This is a genomic window from Pseudomonas sp. SDO5271_S396, assembly GCF_054071795.1.
Window position 1 is genome coordinate 186,708 of record NZ_JBSVWB010000005.1, and the last position, 15,214, is coordinate 201,921.

Annotated in this window: 8 protein-coding genes; 5 read left to right on the top strand and 3 right to left on the bottom strand. The window is 62.9% G+C overall.

Annotation, left to right across the window (positions count from 1 at the left end; genetic code table 11):
• Positions 1-362: 362 nt before the first annotated feature.
• Positions 363-3,482: a transglycosylase domain-containing protein gene (locus tag ACW9IN_RS06455; protein WP_457365096.1), complete on the top strand. Its 3,120-nt coding sequence runs from the start codon at positions 363-365 to the stop codon at positions 3,480-3,482.
• On the opposite strand, the gene ACW9IN_RS06460 is transcribed toward ACW9IN_RS06455, so the two are convergent.
• On the bottom strand, positions 3,441-7,568 hold the full coding sequence (locus ACW9IN_RS06460; protein ID WP_457365097.1) for a hypothetical protein: 4,128 nt from the start codon (positions 7,566-7,568) through the stop codon (positions 3,441-3,443). The two genes, ACW9IN_RS06455 and ACW9IN_RS06460, sit on opposite strands and share 42 nt — an antisense overlap.
• A 251-nt stretch (positions 7,569-7,819) precedes the next feature.
• Between ACW9IN_RS06460 and ACW9IN_RS06465 the strand changes: the two genes are divergently transcribed.
• The gene (locus ACW9IN_RS06465) at positions 7,820-8,350 is read left to right on the top strand and encodes a PadR family transcriptional regulator (protein ID WP_457365098.1); all 531 of its coding nucleotides are present in this window, start codon (positions 7,820-7,822) and stop codon (positions 8,348-8,350) included.
• The gene (locus ACW9IN_RS06470) at positions 8,347-9,114 is read left to right on the top strand and encodes a siderophore-interacting protein (RefSeq protein WP_457365099.1); all 768 of its coding nucleotides are present in this window, start codon (positions 8,347-8,349) and stop codon (positions 9,112-9,114) included. Before ACW9IN_RS06465 ends, ACW9IN_RS06470 begins: the two co-directional genes overlap by 4 nt.
• Positions 9,115-9,166: 52 nt before the next feature.
• Here ACW9IN_RS06470 and ACW9IN_RS06475 read toward each other — a convergent pair whose 3' ends face one another.
• Both ACW9IN_RS06475 and ACW9IN_RS06480 read right to left on the bottom strand, forming a co-directional pair.
• Complete coding sequence (locus ACW9IN_RS06475; protein ID WP_457365100.1) at positions 9,167-9,793, bottom strand: Pr6Pr family membrane protein; 627 nt, start codon at positions 9,791-9,793, stop codon at positions 9,167-9,169.
• A 4-nt stretch (positions 9,794-9,797) separates the two neighbouring features.
• Positions 9,798-10,031: a VF530 family protein gene (locus ACW9IN_RS06480; RefSeq protein WP_457365101.1), complete on the bottom strand. Its 234-nt coding sequence runs from the start codon at positions 10,029-10,031 to the stop codon at positions 9,798-9,800.
• A 213-nt stretch (positions 10,032-10,244) separates the two neighbouring features.
• Between ACW9IN_RS06480 and ACW9IN_RS06485 the strand changes: the two genes are divergently transcribed.
• Both ACW9IN_RS06485 and ACW9IN_RS06490 read left to right on the top strand, forming a co-directional pair.
• Positions 10,245-12,263, top strand: coding sequence for a TonB-dependent receptor (locus ACW9IN_RS06485; protein WP_457365102.1), 2,019 nt, complete (start codon positions 10,245-10,247; stop codon positions 12,261-12,263).
• A 532-nt stretch (positions 12,264-12,795) separates the two neighbouring features.
• Positions 12,796-15,210: a glucose/quinate/shikimate family membrane-bound PQQ-dependent dehydrogenase gene (locus ACW9IN_RS06490; protein WP_457365103.1), complete on the top strand. Its 2,415-nt coding sequence runs from the start codon at positions 12,796-12,798 to the stop codon at positions 15,208-15,210.
• Positions 15,211-15,214: the final 4 nt, after the last annotated feature.

The following is a 15,214-nucleotide window of genomic DNA, read 5'->3' on the forward strand; positions in this document are numbered from 1 at the left end:
TTGTTATTGGATTGTCCGTCGAGTTTCCAGGGAACAGGCCGGTAAGCCCGGGCCCTTGCCGAAACCTGCGCCGCCTCATGGACGGCGCCTTCTTGCCGGGCAAGATCAGCGGGGCGAGCAGTATAAAAAGCCCGGAGCAGGCTCTTTCACTATAAAGACAGGACAATTCAGGTAAAGAACGTGCAGAAATCGCACCTTACAGGAGCATTTGTCCTGCCCGGCGCGACAAAACGTCACGCCAGGCAACGGACTACCTGCCGTTCGGGGTTTCTGACGCCATCCATACATTTCCCTCACAGAGCGTTCCCAGCGACTACGCTTCAAGCAAGTCCGATCAATCTGCGTGTAGGGATCAATCGACTATGGGCGCACTGTGGCAAACCGACTCGACCAAGGCTGCGAAAGTACAAGGCAGTTCGGACCCAGCGCCGTCACCCCAAAATAAACCCGGGCCCCGTTATGGCCGTCGGCTGTTTTGGCTCATCGTGCTGATGGCCCTGATTGCCCTGGGTTTTGCCGCCGCCAAAGAGATGCGCACCTCGCACCTGCAAGCCCAGGAACTGAGCCGTCTGGCCCGCGACCTCACTTACCGGATCGAACCCGGCCCCAGTGACGCGATCGCTTATCCCGGCGCCGGCCCGTTCGACCGGCGCCTGGGCTACAGCGACCTCGACACGTTCCTGCCACGCCTGCTCAAGCGCGGCTACGTGATCGAAGCCCAGTCGCGCTTTTCCCCCGCGTTGATGGACTACAGCGCCAAAGGCCTGTTCGTGCCCTATGCGGAAAAGATCCAGGCCGGGTTGTCGATCACCGATTGCCGGGCGGTGCCGCTGTACCAGTACAACTATCCGCAACAGTTGTACTCAAGCTTCGCCGCGATCCCGCCACTGGTCGTCAACAGTCTGCTGTTCATCGAAAACCGCGACCTGCTCGACCCCGCCCAACCCCAGGCCAATCCCGCCGTGGACTGGCCGCGCTTCGCCAAGGCGGCCTGGTCGCAAGTCGCCAAGCTGCTGCACCTGCCCGGCCAGAGTGCCGGCGGGAGCACCCTGGCGACCCAGCTGGAAAAATACCGTCACTCGCCCGATGGCCTCACGCTCTCCGGCAGTGAAAAGCTGCGGCAGATGTTTTCCGCCGCCGTGCGCGCCTACCACGACGGGCCCGAAACCCTGGCGGCGCGGCAGAATATTCTGCGTGACTACCTCAACAGCGTGCCGCTGTCGGCTGTGCCCGGGCACGGCGAAGTGCATGGCATGGCCGAGGGGTTGCGCGTGTGGTACGGCGCCGATTTCAACCAGGTCAACCAGGCGCTGGCCGGCCCGGTGAATGCCGAACAAGGCCTGGCGTTGCGCCAGGTGCTGTCGCTGATCATCGCCCAGCGCCGCCCTTCCCATTACCTGGCCAAGGGCCGCGAAGAACTGGCACAACTCACCGACAGTCACTTGCGCCTGCTGGCCCAGAACGGCGTGATTCAACCGGCCCTGCTCAAGGTTGCGCTAGCCAGTACCGTCACCTACCGCGACTGGGCGCAGCAACCGACGATCCAGCCGATCGAAACCAACAAAGGCATCAGCGTGGCCCGCAGCCGCCTGGCTGCCCTGCTCGACCGGCCCCTCTACGACCTGGATCGCCTCGACCTGTCCGCCACCAGCACGTTGCAAGCCCAGTTGCAGGGCCAGGTCAGTGCCTACCTCAAGCACCTTGCCGACCCCGAGTACGCGCGCCAGATCGGCCTGCTCGGCGAACGCCTGCTCACCCCGGCCAGCACCGCGCAAGTGCGCTACAGCTTCACCCTGTTCGAGCTGACACCCGACGGCTCACGGGTACGTGTGCAAACCGACAACACCGACCAGCCCTTCGATATCAACGAAGGCAGCAAGCTGGAACTGGGCTCCACCGCGAAACTGCGGGTACTCACTACCTACCTGCAAATCATCAGCGAGCTGCACGACAAATACGCGGCAAAAAGCCCGGCTGAACTGAAAAAAATCAGCGTGGATGACCAGGACCGCCTGAGCCGCTGGGCCCTCGACTACCTGATCCAGACACCGGACAAATCCCTGGAAAAAATGCTCGACGCCGCCCTCGACCGCACCTATTCGGCGAGCCCCGGCGAACGCTTTTTCACCGGCGGCGGTCTGCATACCTTCCACAACTTCCGCAGCCAGGACAACGGGCGCAACCCGACCCTGCGGGACGCCCTGCGCGAGTCGATCAACCTGCCCTTCATTCGCCTGATGCGTGATCTGGTGCGCTACGTGACCTACTCCGGCGAGAACAACAGCGCCGAGTTGCTCAAGGACGACAACGACCCGCGCCGCCAGGAATACCTCGCCGGTTTTGCCGACCGCGAAGGCACCACGTTCCTGCGCAAGTTCTGGCGCAAATACCAGAAGAAGGACACCCAGGCGAGGCTCGATACCTTTCTCGACAGCCTGCGGCCCACGCCGATTCGCCTGGCAGCCGTGCACCGCTACCTGCTGCCCAGCGCCAGCCAGGAGAGCTTCAACCTGTTCGTGCGCTCCCACATGACCGGAGTGAAAAGCCCGATCAAACTCACCGACGAGCGCCTGGACAAACTCTACAAGGACTACGGCCCCGGTACCTACGACCTGCCGGACCAGGGCTACATCGCCAAGGTCCATCCCCTGGACCTGTGGCTGATGGGTTACCTGCTCAACCATCCCGACGCAACCTTCAGCGACGTGGTCAAGGCCAGCCAGTTCGAACGCCAAGAGGTCTACAGCTGGCTGTTCAAGAGTCGACATCAGCGTGCGCGGGACAGTCGCATCCGCACCATGCTGGAGATCGAGGCGTTTCTGGACATTCACCAGCGCTGGAAAGCCGTGGGCTATCCCTTCGACCATCTGGTGCCGTCGCTGGCGACCGCCATCGGCAGTTCCGGCGACCGCCCCGCCGCCCTCGCGGAACTGATGGGGATCATCCTCAACGATGGCGTGCGCCCCAAAGTGCTGCGCATCGACACGCTGCACTTTGCCGTCGGCACACCCTACGAGACCCAGGTAGTGAACGACCCGGCGCCTGGTAAACAGGTGATTCCGGTGGAAGTGGCCAGGGCCTTGCGCGGCGCGCTGTCCCAAGTCGTGGACGCCGGGACGGCCAAGCGCGTGGCGGGCAGCTTCAAGCTGGAAGACGGCACACCGCTGGCGATGGGCGGCAAGACCGGCACGGGTGACAACCGTATCGAGGCCATTGGCGCAGGCGGCCGGATCATCAGTTCCAAGTCGATCAACCGCACTGCGACCTTTGTGTTTTACCTGGGTGAACATCACTTCGGCACGCTGACCGCCTTCGTGCCCGGCCAGTCCGCCGAGCACTTCACCTTTACTTCGGCATTGCCGGTGCAGGTACTCAAGGGCATGGCACCGATCCTGATGCCCTACCTGCAACCCGGCGCCTACACCCAGTGCCTGCCGCCGTCACTCCTCAGCGCTGAAAAACAGGCGTCGGGCCAGCGGTAGCTGAATCTGCGCGCGGCGAATCTCCAGGGTTTGCCGCACCCGTCCGGTCTGGCCCTGGCGCATGCGCTCGAACGCCGCGGCCTCCACTTGCGCTTGAGCCTGGCGCCCCAGGCGTTCTTGCTCGGGGCTCTTGAGGTGGGCGGCGGTGAAGTGATCGTCCGGCCCCTGGCTGCGCGCGTAGTGAAAATGCGCGAAACACACAGCCTTGCCGGTGTGTGCATCTTCCACCCGATACGCCTGCAGGAAGTCATCGCGTCGCCCTTTGAGGGCTACCCGCGCTCCCTGGCGAATGATGCGGACGGCGTGCTGGCTGTGCAGAAAAGCCACATCCTCCTGACTGACCGCCCGCGCCAGCGTCGCACGCACCCGTGCCTCCAGACCGGCTGCCTGCAAGCGGGCCACGGCCGCATTCAATTGGCTGCGCACGGCCCGGGCATTGGCCAGTTGCACGCTCGCCAGGCGACCCACCTCAATGCTGGCGAGCTTGCGGCCCAGGCTGTCGGCGACCCACTGGCGAGTGCGAGCCTGAGCGTCGAGCAATTCCTGCAAGGAGGCCGGGTCGTTGGCCTTGCCGACCATGGCCTCAATGTTGGCGATGGCCTTATCGACCCCGGTCAGCAACGCTTTGCCCTTTTTCAACAAGCGGCCCAGTTCGGCATCGGCCACGGGCGACGGCGAGCTGTGTACCAGGTCCCACACCCCGTCTTCGTCTTGCGTAAAGGTGCCTATCAATTGGCCGTCGGCGTCATGCACACTGGCTCGCTCAGCGCCTTGCTCACCACTCGGCGCCGACTGAACCACCCATAAATCGCGCTGGCGTGTACGAATGATTTTTTTACGACGCGAAGGCTGTGCGGCCACCTCCACAGCCCCTTCGTGTTCCGGCTGCAACAGGACGGTCAGTTGCTTTTCCACCTGCTGGTGCAAACCGGCCAGCAGATGTTGCAGCTTGTCCAGGTAAGCCAGATCGAATTTTTCCGGCGCCATGGCGCGCCAGAACTCGATCTGGTCGTCGGTCTGCGCGTACACATGGTCAATACTGTCCAGCACTTCCATGCGTTCGGACGCTTCGACGGGCAGGTTTTCCAGCTCTGCCTGGGAGCGGCTGGCCCAACGTGCACGATTGACCGTGAGGTTCATGCTGGCGAAAAAATCATCGTCCAGGGGCGGCCCTGGAACATCGATGGCGATGCCCCACAGGGTGCTCAGTTGCAGGCTTTGCAGGTCGAAAATAGAGGGGCGGGCCGGCAGGTCGGCATTCAGTGCCCGCGCTTTGTCGCGCCCGTATTTGGGTACCTGCTCCAAGGCCTTCAGGTGGCGTTGCTCCAGAATGCGCCAGTGGATCGCCTGCTCATGGATAGCCGCCAGTTCACGCATGCCCTGCCCCAGCGTGGCATGGGCCTGCGGGTCAAGAGGACCTCCACCTTCCGTGCCACTCAAGGTGTCGAACAAGGGCCGGATGCGTTGATTGATCGCCAGCGTCTGCGTGCGGGCATGGCTGTCCAGCAGGCGCGTGGTCAGGATGACACTTTCCAGCGCCCGGCACAGATCCTCCTCATAGCGCGGACGCGGGCCCAGCTCACGCAGTTGCTTGAGCGCCTGCAACTCCAGCAGTGAAAAATCCAGCGTTTCCTGCGCTTGTTTTATATACCGGGCCTGGACCTGGGCGCGCTGCTGTTCATTGATGCGCTCAGCCGGTTGATGAGCCAGGTTGCGCGCCACTTCCATGGCCACGCTCGCTCGGGCGCGGTCGACGCCGGCCTGTCGATAGGCTTGCTCAAGGGCTTGCCGACGTGTGACTTGTAGAGCGGGGTCCGGCGCGGTATCACCGCCGCCTGCCAGGCGCAGTTGCAAATCGAAGTCCCAACGACCCTGCCCCTGGCGTTTGAGCCAGGGCCCTGGGGTGGCGCCATCGGCGCTGATCACACGGGCCCGGTCATGTTCGATGCGCACACGGAACCACTCGCCACGCACTTGCGCCAGCCAACGGTCGCCGGCATGGAACAAGCCCTGCCAGCGACCGCTGCTTTCGGCAATCGGCAGTGGGCCAAAGGGCGTGGGCAGCACCAGGCGCTGAATACGCGCAAACAGGTCCGGGGTCAGTTGGTCACGGGCATTGGCCCAGCGAATGGGAGTGAAGTCCCGCAGCGCAGGCTCACGCGCCAAGCGAGCTGGCTCCAGAGGGCTGGCCTGATGCGCCAGCACCGTCGCCAGGTTGACCAGCAGATCCATGAACGCAGCGGGCTCATCCTGACCTACGGCGGTTTGTGCGCTGCTCATCACCTGCACCAGCCAGCCACCCAGCAGCGATGGTCCGCGCAGATAAGGCAGGAGCACGCCCAGCAACAGCCAGCCACCCTGCTTCAAGGTGGCCCAACGCCGCTCGGCATTGCTCACCGATTGCCGGTCGGCCAGCGTGATCAACGCGTTGGCGGTAGCGATGAACACCTGATGTTCCGGCGCCTCGGTCGCGAGCTGCTTGCTGAGCCGCGCCGGCGCCGGCGGTTCATAGCGGGTGAACTCATCACCCTGCAGAAAACGGCGGATGTGCGGGCTCTGGAAGCCGCCATTGGCATAGACCGCCTGGCGTGCCGGCGCGAGCCAGGCGAGCACCTGGTCGTGCAGCTCACCCGGCGTCTTGATGGCATCGAACAAGGCGTCGAGGGAGGGAAACTCTTGCAGCGTCGGGCTGAACAACGGGCGGTACAGCAGATGGGGACCGGCATCGCTGTCCACAGGCCCGAGGACAAACATCGCCGCCACGGTATCGGCCTTGGCCGCAGGCGCCGCCTGGAATGCCAGGGGCCACAGCGTCATCGCCTGAGCCCGTTGAACACCGACCTCGGTCAGTCCGTTGAGCCCTTTTATTTTCATTTCCAGCGCCAGCATCGGCAGCTGGATGCGCAGTTGCTCGCTGAACAACCGCCCGCGCCGCGCGGCCTCGGCGGGATCGTCCAGCAACTTGCTTTTCAACAGCGCCGGGTAAGCCTGGCCTACATCCGCGTTGGTGACGCAGGTCTTGAGCTGCGCGTAGGTGACACCGGCAGGTGCCAGTTGTCCATTGACCAAGATGGCCTTGGGCTCGAACGGAAACCCGCTGAGGTTCTCCAGCGCCAGGTCGATCAGGTTAACGGTGATCGGCTCGACCTGCCCCGCGATAAAACCACCCGGCACCGGGACAGCGGCGGCGATAACCCGTTCGAAATGCAACTGGACCTCACTGGGTTTGAACGGGTAATCCTTCAGGCAGGCCGTTAAACGCGCCTCGGCAAACTCGCGGATCGAGCCGATGCCGTCGAGGAAATGCCCAGTGTTCGTCGCCTGTCGGGCAAGAGTCTGAAGCAGGCGTGCATAGGCAAGGCTGTCCTCGACGCCGGCATGGGCCAGCCACACGGGCAACTCGGCCTGCAAGGTCGCCTGCACGGGCGATAGCGGGCTGGCAAACCAGCGCCGGGGGTCGAGGATGTAATCCAGCATCGCCTGGTAGTCCGAGGCCGTACGAGGCACCCGACAATCGATCTCGGCAATGGCGCGCAATTGATCGGCCAGAAAGCTGGCGGACAGAGCGTCGAACGGATCGCCAGGCACGGGTGCCGCCAACCATTGGCTAGGCTGATCGGCGGGCAACAGCGCACGCAGCTCACGGGACACATGGCCCCAGCGGCTGACATTATCCACGCCCACTTCGCGCCAGTAGGCTTGCAAGTGCTCAGCGAAGTCCTTCAACAAGCGGGCACCGCACTGGTTGATCAGCGCTTCCAGCTCCGCCAGGCTCAGTGCGACGGGCAGATACACCTCCCGCGCCCATTGCGCAGCACTGTGGTAGCCGTCCACCAATTGCACCGGCGCCGCCGTCGCCAGCCGTTTCAGCAGCCAGTCAGCCAGATGTTGACGCGATGCTTCATCCGGTTTGCGGATGCTGATCAACCTGGCCGCCAATCGGCGCTCGGCAAAGTGCCGGTCCAGGTACGCCTGGGCGCTGATCTGAGCCACACCACGCAGGGTGGGCAACACACGAAACAGGGCTTCGAGGCGCTGGGTTTGCAAGGGCTGCAATGAAGGCCGGGAGGACTCGTCAATCGTCATGGGGATGCTCTTTCGAAAACCCCAACGCTACCCTGCGCGGCTCACCCTGCTGCGTTAAACAATTAGACGTGCGAATCCCACACGCGGTAGTCGAGGCTGCCGATATCTCGCCCCTGCCCGGGATGACAAATGTCCTTTATTTATTCCCGTTGCCCGGAAAGTCCAAGCTGCTGACCGTTTGTCAGAGGTGCTTGCCGGCGAATAAAGATATATCTTAAGTTATATCTAAATATGACCTGGAGCCTATGACCATGAGAGACCATTCTCACGCCCGCGACGGTTTCGACCCGCGCGCCGGTCGCGAACGCGGCGGACGCGGCCCCCGAGTGTTCGCACCCGGCGACCTGAAGCTGCTGCTGCCGGCACTGATCGCCGAACAGCCCTGCCATGGCTACGACCTGATTCGCCGGATCGAAGGCCTGTTCGACGGCGCCTACACCCCCAGCCCCGGCGTGATCTACCCCACGCTGACCTTTCTGGAAGAAAGCGACTTGATCGTCGGCGATGCCGACGGCGGAAAAAAACGCTACACAATCACCGACGCCGGTCGTCTCTTCTTGAGTGAGCAAGCGGTTGCCCTGGATGGCGTGCGCATGCGCATCGATGTGAGTAAGCGTTCATTGCGCGGCCAGGATCGTCCGCCGGAAATTCACGAGGCGGTGCACAACCTGCGCCATGCCTTGCACTCACACCACGGGCGCTGGAGCCCGGAAGAAATCGTTCGTGTCGCGGCGCTGCTCAATCGCACCGCTCAATCCATCGCAGACGGGAAAGACTCATGAATACGCAAGTCATCCACCGCGTGACCCACGAAATCAAACGGCGCCGCCTCGACGTGCTGCGCGTTGTCGACATCACCCCGCGCATGCGTCGCATCACCCTGGGCGGGCCTGAACTGGCGGGCTTTGTCAGCCTGGGCAGTGACGATCACATCAAGCTGCTGTTCCCGCAGAACGCCGAGGAACAGGCGGCCCTGGAAAGCCCGACTTTCACCATCAAGGGCGACGGCCCGCAACCTGCCATGCGCGACTACACGCCTCGGCGCTTCGACCTGAGCGTCGGCGAGCTGGACATCGACTTCGTGCTGCACGGCGATGGCCCCGCCTCCACCTGGGCCGAACAGGTGCAAGTCGGCCAGCACCTGTACATCGGCGGGCCACGGGGCTCGATGATCGTGCCGGATATCTTCGATAGCTACCTGCTGATCGGCGATGAAACCGCCCTGCCGGCTATCGCGCGACGCCTGGAAGAACTGCCGGCAGGCCGCACGGTGCTAACGGTGATCGAGATCGCCAACGCTGCAGAACGGCAGGTGCTGAACAGCGCTGCCGATGTCGAGGTGATCTGGGTAATCCGCGGCCAGGATGATTTGCTGGAGACCGTGCAGAAGCTGACCCTGCCGAGCGGCTCGCTGTACAGCTTCGTGGCCACCGAGACCAGGCTGTCGCGCCAGGTACGGCGTGTACTGCTCGACACTCACAAGGTCAATGAGGACTATCTCAAGGCCGTGGGTTACTGGCGCGCCGAAGGCAGTGAAGAAGAGTGATATCGCCGGCACATTAGAACCCGATGTGGGAGCTGGCTTGTCGGGTCCCACATCAGCTCGAAGGTGTTTTCAACAACCTGTCCAACCCCACCACCGCCACTGCAATCACCACAAAACCCGCCAGAATCCCCCCGGCATTCACGAATACTTGTGGATAACCCAGGCTGTCGACATCGATGAACGGGTACTGATACTGCCCGAGCAAATGCCCGCGCAGCAGCACATAGGCGAAGTACACCAGCGGGTAGATCACCCACGCGCCGATATGCCTCAGGCGCAAGCTGCCTTTGGGCACACACTGCCACCAGTAGATGCAAAACAGCACGGGCATCACATCGTGCAGCAACTCATCGGCGATAAATTGAAAACCTTCTGGCTGCCACAAATGCCGCAACAGCAGGTTGTAAGCCAGGCCCACCACCACGATGCTCACAGCGATGCCACTGCTGATCGCAGGCGCCAGGAAAAACCGTCGCGCGGCTGAGTCTCTATTCATCAAGGCATAGCTGAGCACCACGGCCACCAGGGTGTTGGTGAGCACGGTGAAGAAACTGAAAAAGTTGATCAGCCCGCCCAGCAGGCTCGCGCCGCTGGACCAGCGCGAATAGAAGATCAGGTATTGCTGGATCGCCAGCCCCACCCAACCGGCCAGCACCGCCGCTGCCACAAACCGCTTCATGGGCTCAGTCCCTAGGGCGTTTGGTGCGCATCAGCTTCACGTACAACCCTTCGACTTTTTCCCGGGCCCAAGGCGTCTTGCGCAGAAACGTGAGGCTCGACTTGATGCTCGGGTCACTCTTGAAGCAACGGATATCAATGCGCGCGGCCAGCCCTTCCCATTCGTAGTGTTCCACCAGGGTGGTGAGGACGTGCTGCAGGGTCACGCCGTGGAGAGGGTCGTTGCTTGTCGCGGTCATGCCGGGCCTTTTTGCAAAAAGAGGAAACACAGCCGCGCACCTTAGCCGACGGGGCGTACCGGTGGAAGCATCCCATTGAATATAGCCCTTGAAGAAAAGTTCCCCTTCTCAGCCAAAAAAGAGATGTTATATTGTAACCATAGTTATCAAAATCAACCCGCTCGATACCGTTTTAAGCCTTCTCTTTTCTGCCGCTTTGCCAAGGAATGTCCGATGTCCCTCTCTTCTCTGTGGCGCTTGACCCCGCTCGCCGCCGCCCTGCTGATCTGTTCTGAAGCTCAGGCCCTGGAACTGCAACCCCAAGTCATCACCGCCAACCCGCTGGGCAGTGAACAACTGGCCTCGCCCACCACGGTGCTGGAGGGCGACGACCTGACCCTGCAACAAAAAGGCAGCCTGGGTGAGACCCTGAACAAGCAGCCTGGCGTGTCGTCTTCGTACTTCGGCCCGGGCGCCAGCCGCCCGATCATTCGTGGCCAGGATGGCGACCGCATTCGCCTGTTGCGCAACGGCGTGGGCGCGCTGGATGCGTCGTCGCTGTCCTATGACCATGCCGTGCCGCTGGACCCGGTCAACGTCGACCGCATTGAAATCGTACGCGGCCCGGCGGCCTTGCTGTACGGCGGCAGCGCCATCGGCGGCGTGGTCAACACCTTCGACAACCGCATCCCCACCGAAGCCATCGAAGGCATCCACGGTGCCGGTGAACTGCGCTACGGCGGCGCCGACACCACTCGCAGCAGCGCGGGCAAACTGGAAGCCGGCAACGGCACCTTCGCCTTGCACTTGGACGCCAACGCACGGGAGTTCAACGACCTGAAAATCCCTGGCCAGGCCCGCAGCCGCCACGCCCCGGCCACCGAAGACGCCCCCGGCAAAAACGGCCGCCTGGGCAACAGTGACGGGCGCCAGGATGGCGGCGCGGTGGGCGGCTCCTACACCTGGGACGACGGTTACGCCGGCTTGTCCTACAGCAACTACGACAGCAACTACGGATCACCCGCCGAGCAGGACGTGCGCATCCGCATGAAGCAGGATCATTACGCGTTCGCGTCCGAGATCCGCAACCTGCAAGGCCCGTTCACCTCGGTGAAACTCGACGCCGGCTACACCGACTACGAGCACCGCGAAATCGAAGGCGGTGAAACCGGCACCATCTTCAAAAACAAAGGCTATGAGGCGCGCGTCGAAGCCCGTCACCAACCCCTCGGCCCGTTCAATGGCGTGGTGGGCGCGCAAGTGACGCGCAACGAGTTTTCGGCCCTCGGCGAAGAAGCCTTCGTGCCGAAGACCGATACCAACGCCGGCGCGTTGTTCATCCTCGAAGAAATGCAGGCCACCGAGCGCCTGAAGCTCAGCCTCGGCGGGCGCCTGGAACACACCAATGTCGATCCGGACGCCAAGGGCAACGCACGCTTTGCCGGTGCCGACAAGAGCAATGACTTCACCGCGGGCAGCCTGTCTTCAGGCGCGGTCTACACCCTGACACCGATCTGGTCCCTGGCCGCGACCCTGGGCTACACCGAACGCGCGCCGACCTTCTACGAGCTGTATGCCAATGGCGCCCACGTCGCCACCGGCACCTATGAGCTGGGCAACGCCAACCTGAAGAAAGAAAAAGCCGTGTCCAGCGACCTGGCACTGCGCTTTGACAACGGCACGCACAAGGGCAGTTTTGGCGTGTTCTACAGCCACTTCTCCAACTACATCGGGCTGCTGGGCACGGGCCGTACATTGAACGATGAAGGCGAAGAAGATGCCGCCGGGATTCCCGAGTACGAATATTCCGGCGTACGCGCCCGTTTCGCCGGCTTCGAAGCCCAGGATCACTGGAAGCTCGGCGAAGGTGCCTACGGCAAGTTCGCGCTGGAACTGTCGGGCGACTACACCCGCGCCACCAACCTTGACACCGGAGAGGCCTTGCCGCGTATCGCACCGCTGCGCCTGAACAGTGGCCTGCTGTGGGAGCTGGACCGCTGGCAGGCCCGCATCGACGTGGAACACGCCGCCGGCCAGGGACGTGTGCCAAGAAACGAAAGCGGCACCGATGGCTACACCACCCTGGGCGCGAGCGCGGGTTATCGCTTCAATGTCGGTGGCAGCCAATGGCTGGCGTTCGTCAATGGCGAAAACCTGACCAACCAGACCGTGCGCTATGCCAGCTCGATCCTGCGCGACATTGCGCCGGCGCCGGGGCGGAGTGTGGAGTTTGGGGTGCGTACTACTTTCTAACGCCTCGATTCCTGTAGGAGCCGGGCTTGCCCGCGATTGCATCACCTCGGTACTTCAGTGACACCGAGGTGATGCAATCGCAGGCAAGCCAGCTCCCACACAATCCGCGGCGGCTTTGTTGGGGCTACTGCGCACGCGGACAAGCCCGTTCACTACAACAGGCCTGCTCACCCGAAAGGGCCTTCCCCACACCTGCCCCGCTGTTTGGCAGTGACATTCGGTCACTGTTACCAAATCCGAAATGATGCATCTTGCGATTTGCGCTTTCTCTGGGCGCCTTGGCGCTTTATCCTTGCCGGCAACAAACTGAAACGTTTCATCTTGCGGTCGCCCCTATTTTGCCAATAAATCCGTCCCACAAAGACAGCGCTGTCTTTGCCTTGAACGTGCGCGCAAATCCATCACCCACCTGTGGATAACCCAAGTTATCCACACAAAAACCAAATACTGCTGAACCAAGCCCGTGCCAAATCGTCATCTACAGTGAAGACACACGGGGAAACACAATTCCAACGTCATGGAGAAACACACTATGAGCACTGATGGTGCTTCGAGCCCCAGCCGCCTGCTGCCCAGGTTGCTTGGCGTCTTGCTGCTGATCATGGGCCTGGCCTTGCTGGCCGGGGGTATCAAGCTGACGATGCTCGGCGGGTCGCTGTATTACCTGCTGGCCGGTATCGGCATCGCCCTGACCGGCATCCTGTTGCTGGCCACCCGCCGCGCGGCGCTGGGCCTGTACGCACTGGTGTTGTTCGCCAGTACGGTGTGGGCGCTGTGGGAAGTCGGCCTGGACTGGTGGCAGCTGGTGCCACGCCTGGCGCTGCTGTTCGCCCTCGGCATCGTCATGCTGCTCCCGTGGTTTCGCCGTCCGTTGCTGCGTGGCCAGGCCGCGCCAGTGGGCACTGCCGCGTTGAGCGTGGCCGTGGTACTGGCGGGCGCTACCGCCGTGGCCAGCCAATTCACCAACCCCGGTGAGCTGGTCAAGGGCCAACTGGACCGCGACGCCGTGCCGGGCATGGCCAGCGCCGCGCCAACCCAGGCCGATGGCGACTGGAACTCCTATGGCCGCTCGGCCTTTGGTGATCGCTACTCGCCGCTGAAACAAATCACCGCCGACAACGCCCACACGCTGGTGCCGGCGTGGACCTACCGTACCGGCGACATCCCCGGCCCGAACGACCCGGGCGAGACCACGGCGGAAAACACGCCGCTGAAGGTCAACGGCATGCTCTACGTGTGCACACCCCACAGCCAGGTCATCGCCCTTGACCCGGACACCGGCAAGGAAATCTGGCGCTTCGATCCGAAGATCAGCAGCCAGGGCGCCGAAAACTTCAAAGGCTGGGCGCACATGACCTGCCGTGGCGTGTCGTATCACGATGACGCCGCCTACGCTTCCGAGCAGAGCCCCACCGGCAGCGCCAGCCCGGCTGCGGCGCCGAACGCCTGCCCGAAACGTATCTTCGTACCGACTGCCGACACCCGTCTGATCGCCCTCAACGCCGACACCGGCAAGATGTGCGAAGACTTCGGTGACAAAGGCCAGGTCGACCTGCGCGCCAACATCGGCAGCTTCGCCCCGGGCGGTTACTACTCCACCTCGCCGCCAGCCGTGACCAAAAACCTGGTGGTGATCGGCGGCCACGTCACCGACAACGTGTCCACCGACGAGCCCAGCGGCGTGATCCGCGCGTTCGACGTGCACACCGGCAAACTGGTGTGGAACTGGGACAGCGGCAACCCCGACGACACCACCCCGCTGGCCGAAGGCAAGACCTATACCCGCAACTCACCGAACATGTGGTCCATGTTCGCCGTGGATGAAAAACTCGGCATGCTCTACCTGCCGATGGGTAACCAGATGCCCGACCAGTACGGCGGTGACCGCACCCCGGACTCCGAAAAATACAGCGCCGGCCTGACCGCCCTGGACATCGACACCGGTCATGTGAAGTGGACTTTCCAGTTCACCCACCATGACCTGTGGGACATGGACGTGGGCGGCCAGCCTTCGCTGATCGACATCAAGACCGCCGACGGCGTGAAACAAGCGGTGATGGCGTCGACCAAGCAAGGCAGCATCTACGTGCTGGACCGCAGCAATGGCCAGCCGGTGGTACCGATCAACGAGATCCCGGTACCGCAAGGCGCCGTGGCCGGTGATCACACCTCGCCGACCCAACCCAAGTCCGACCTGAACTTCATGCCGCCGCCCCTCAAGGAACGTGACATGTGGGGCGTGACGCCGTTCGACCAACTGATCTGCCGGATCGACTTCAAGTCGATGCGCTATGACGGCCCGTTCACCCCGCCGTCGTTGCAGGGCTCGATCGTGTACCCGGGCAACTTCGGTGTGTTCGACTGGGGCGGTATTTCCGTCGACCCGGTTCGCCAGATCGCGTTCGTGAACCCGAGCTACATGGCGTTCAAATCCAAGCTGATCCCGGCGGCCGATATCGCCAAGCAAGGCCCGCGCGTCAGCGAGACCGAAGGCGTGCAGCCGAACAAAGGTGCGCCGTACGGCGTGATCCTCGAAGCCCTGCTCTCGCCGATGGGCCTGCCGTGCCAGGCACCGGCGTGGGGTTATGTGGCAGCGGTCGACCTGACCACCCACAAAACCCTGTGGATGCACAAGAACGGCACCGTGCGTGACAGCTCGCCGGTGCCGATCCCGCTGACCATGGGCGTTCCAAGCCTGGGCGGTACGTTCACCACTGCGGGTGGCGTGGCGTTCCTCAGCGGCACCCTGGACCAGTACCTGCGTGCCTATGACGTGAAAAACGGCAAGCAACTGTGGGAAGGCCGCCTGCCAGCGGGCGCGCAAACCACGCCGATGACCTACACCGGCAAGGACGGCAAGCAATACGTGCTGGTCGTGGCCGGCGGTCACGGTTCCCTGGGTACCAAACAGGGTGACTACGTAATGGCGTTCAAGCTGCCGGATTAAGCGT

Coding starts and splice junctions, on each gene's coding strand:
- ACW9IN_RS06455 (WP_457365096.1), top strand. CDS start 363: ATGGGCGCACTGTGGCAAACCGACTCGACCAAGGCTGCGAAAGTACAA.
- ACW9IN_RS06460 (WP_457365097.1), bottom strand. CDS start 7,568: ATGACGATTGACGAGTCCTCCCGGCCTTCATTGCAGCCCTTGCAAACC.
- ACW9IN_RS06465 (WP_457365098.1), top strand. CDS start 7,820: ATGAGAGACCATTCTCACGCCCGCGACGGTTTCGACCCGCGCGCCGGT.
- ACW9IN_RS06470 (WP_457365099.1), top strand. CDS start 8,347: ATGAATACGCAAGTCATCCACCGCGTGACCCACGAAATCAAACGGCGC.
- ACW9IN_RS06475 (WP_457365100.1), bottom strand. CDS start 9,793: ATGAAGCGGTTTGTGGCAGCGGCGGTGCTGGCCGGTTGGGTGGGGCTG.
- ACW9IN_RS06480 (WP_457365101.1), bottom strand. CDS start 10,031: ATGACCGCGACAAGCAACGACCCTCTCCACGGCGTGACCCTGCAGCAC.
- ACW9IN_RS06485 (WP_457365102.1), top strand. CDS start 10,245: ATGTCCCTCTCTTCTCTGTGGCGCTTGACCCCGCTCGCCGCCGCCCTG.
- ACW9IN_RS06490 (WP_457365103.1), top strand. CDS start 12,796: ATGAGCACTGATGGTGCTTCGAGCCCCAGCCGCCTGCTGCCCAGGTTG.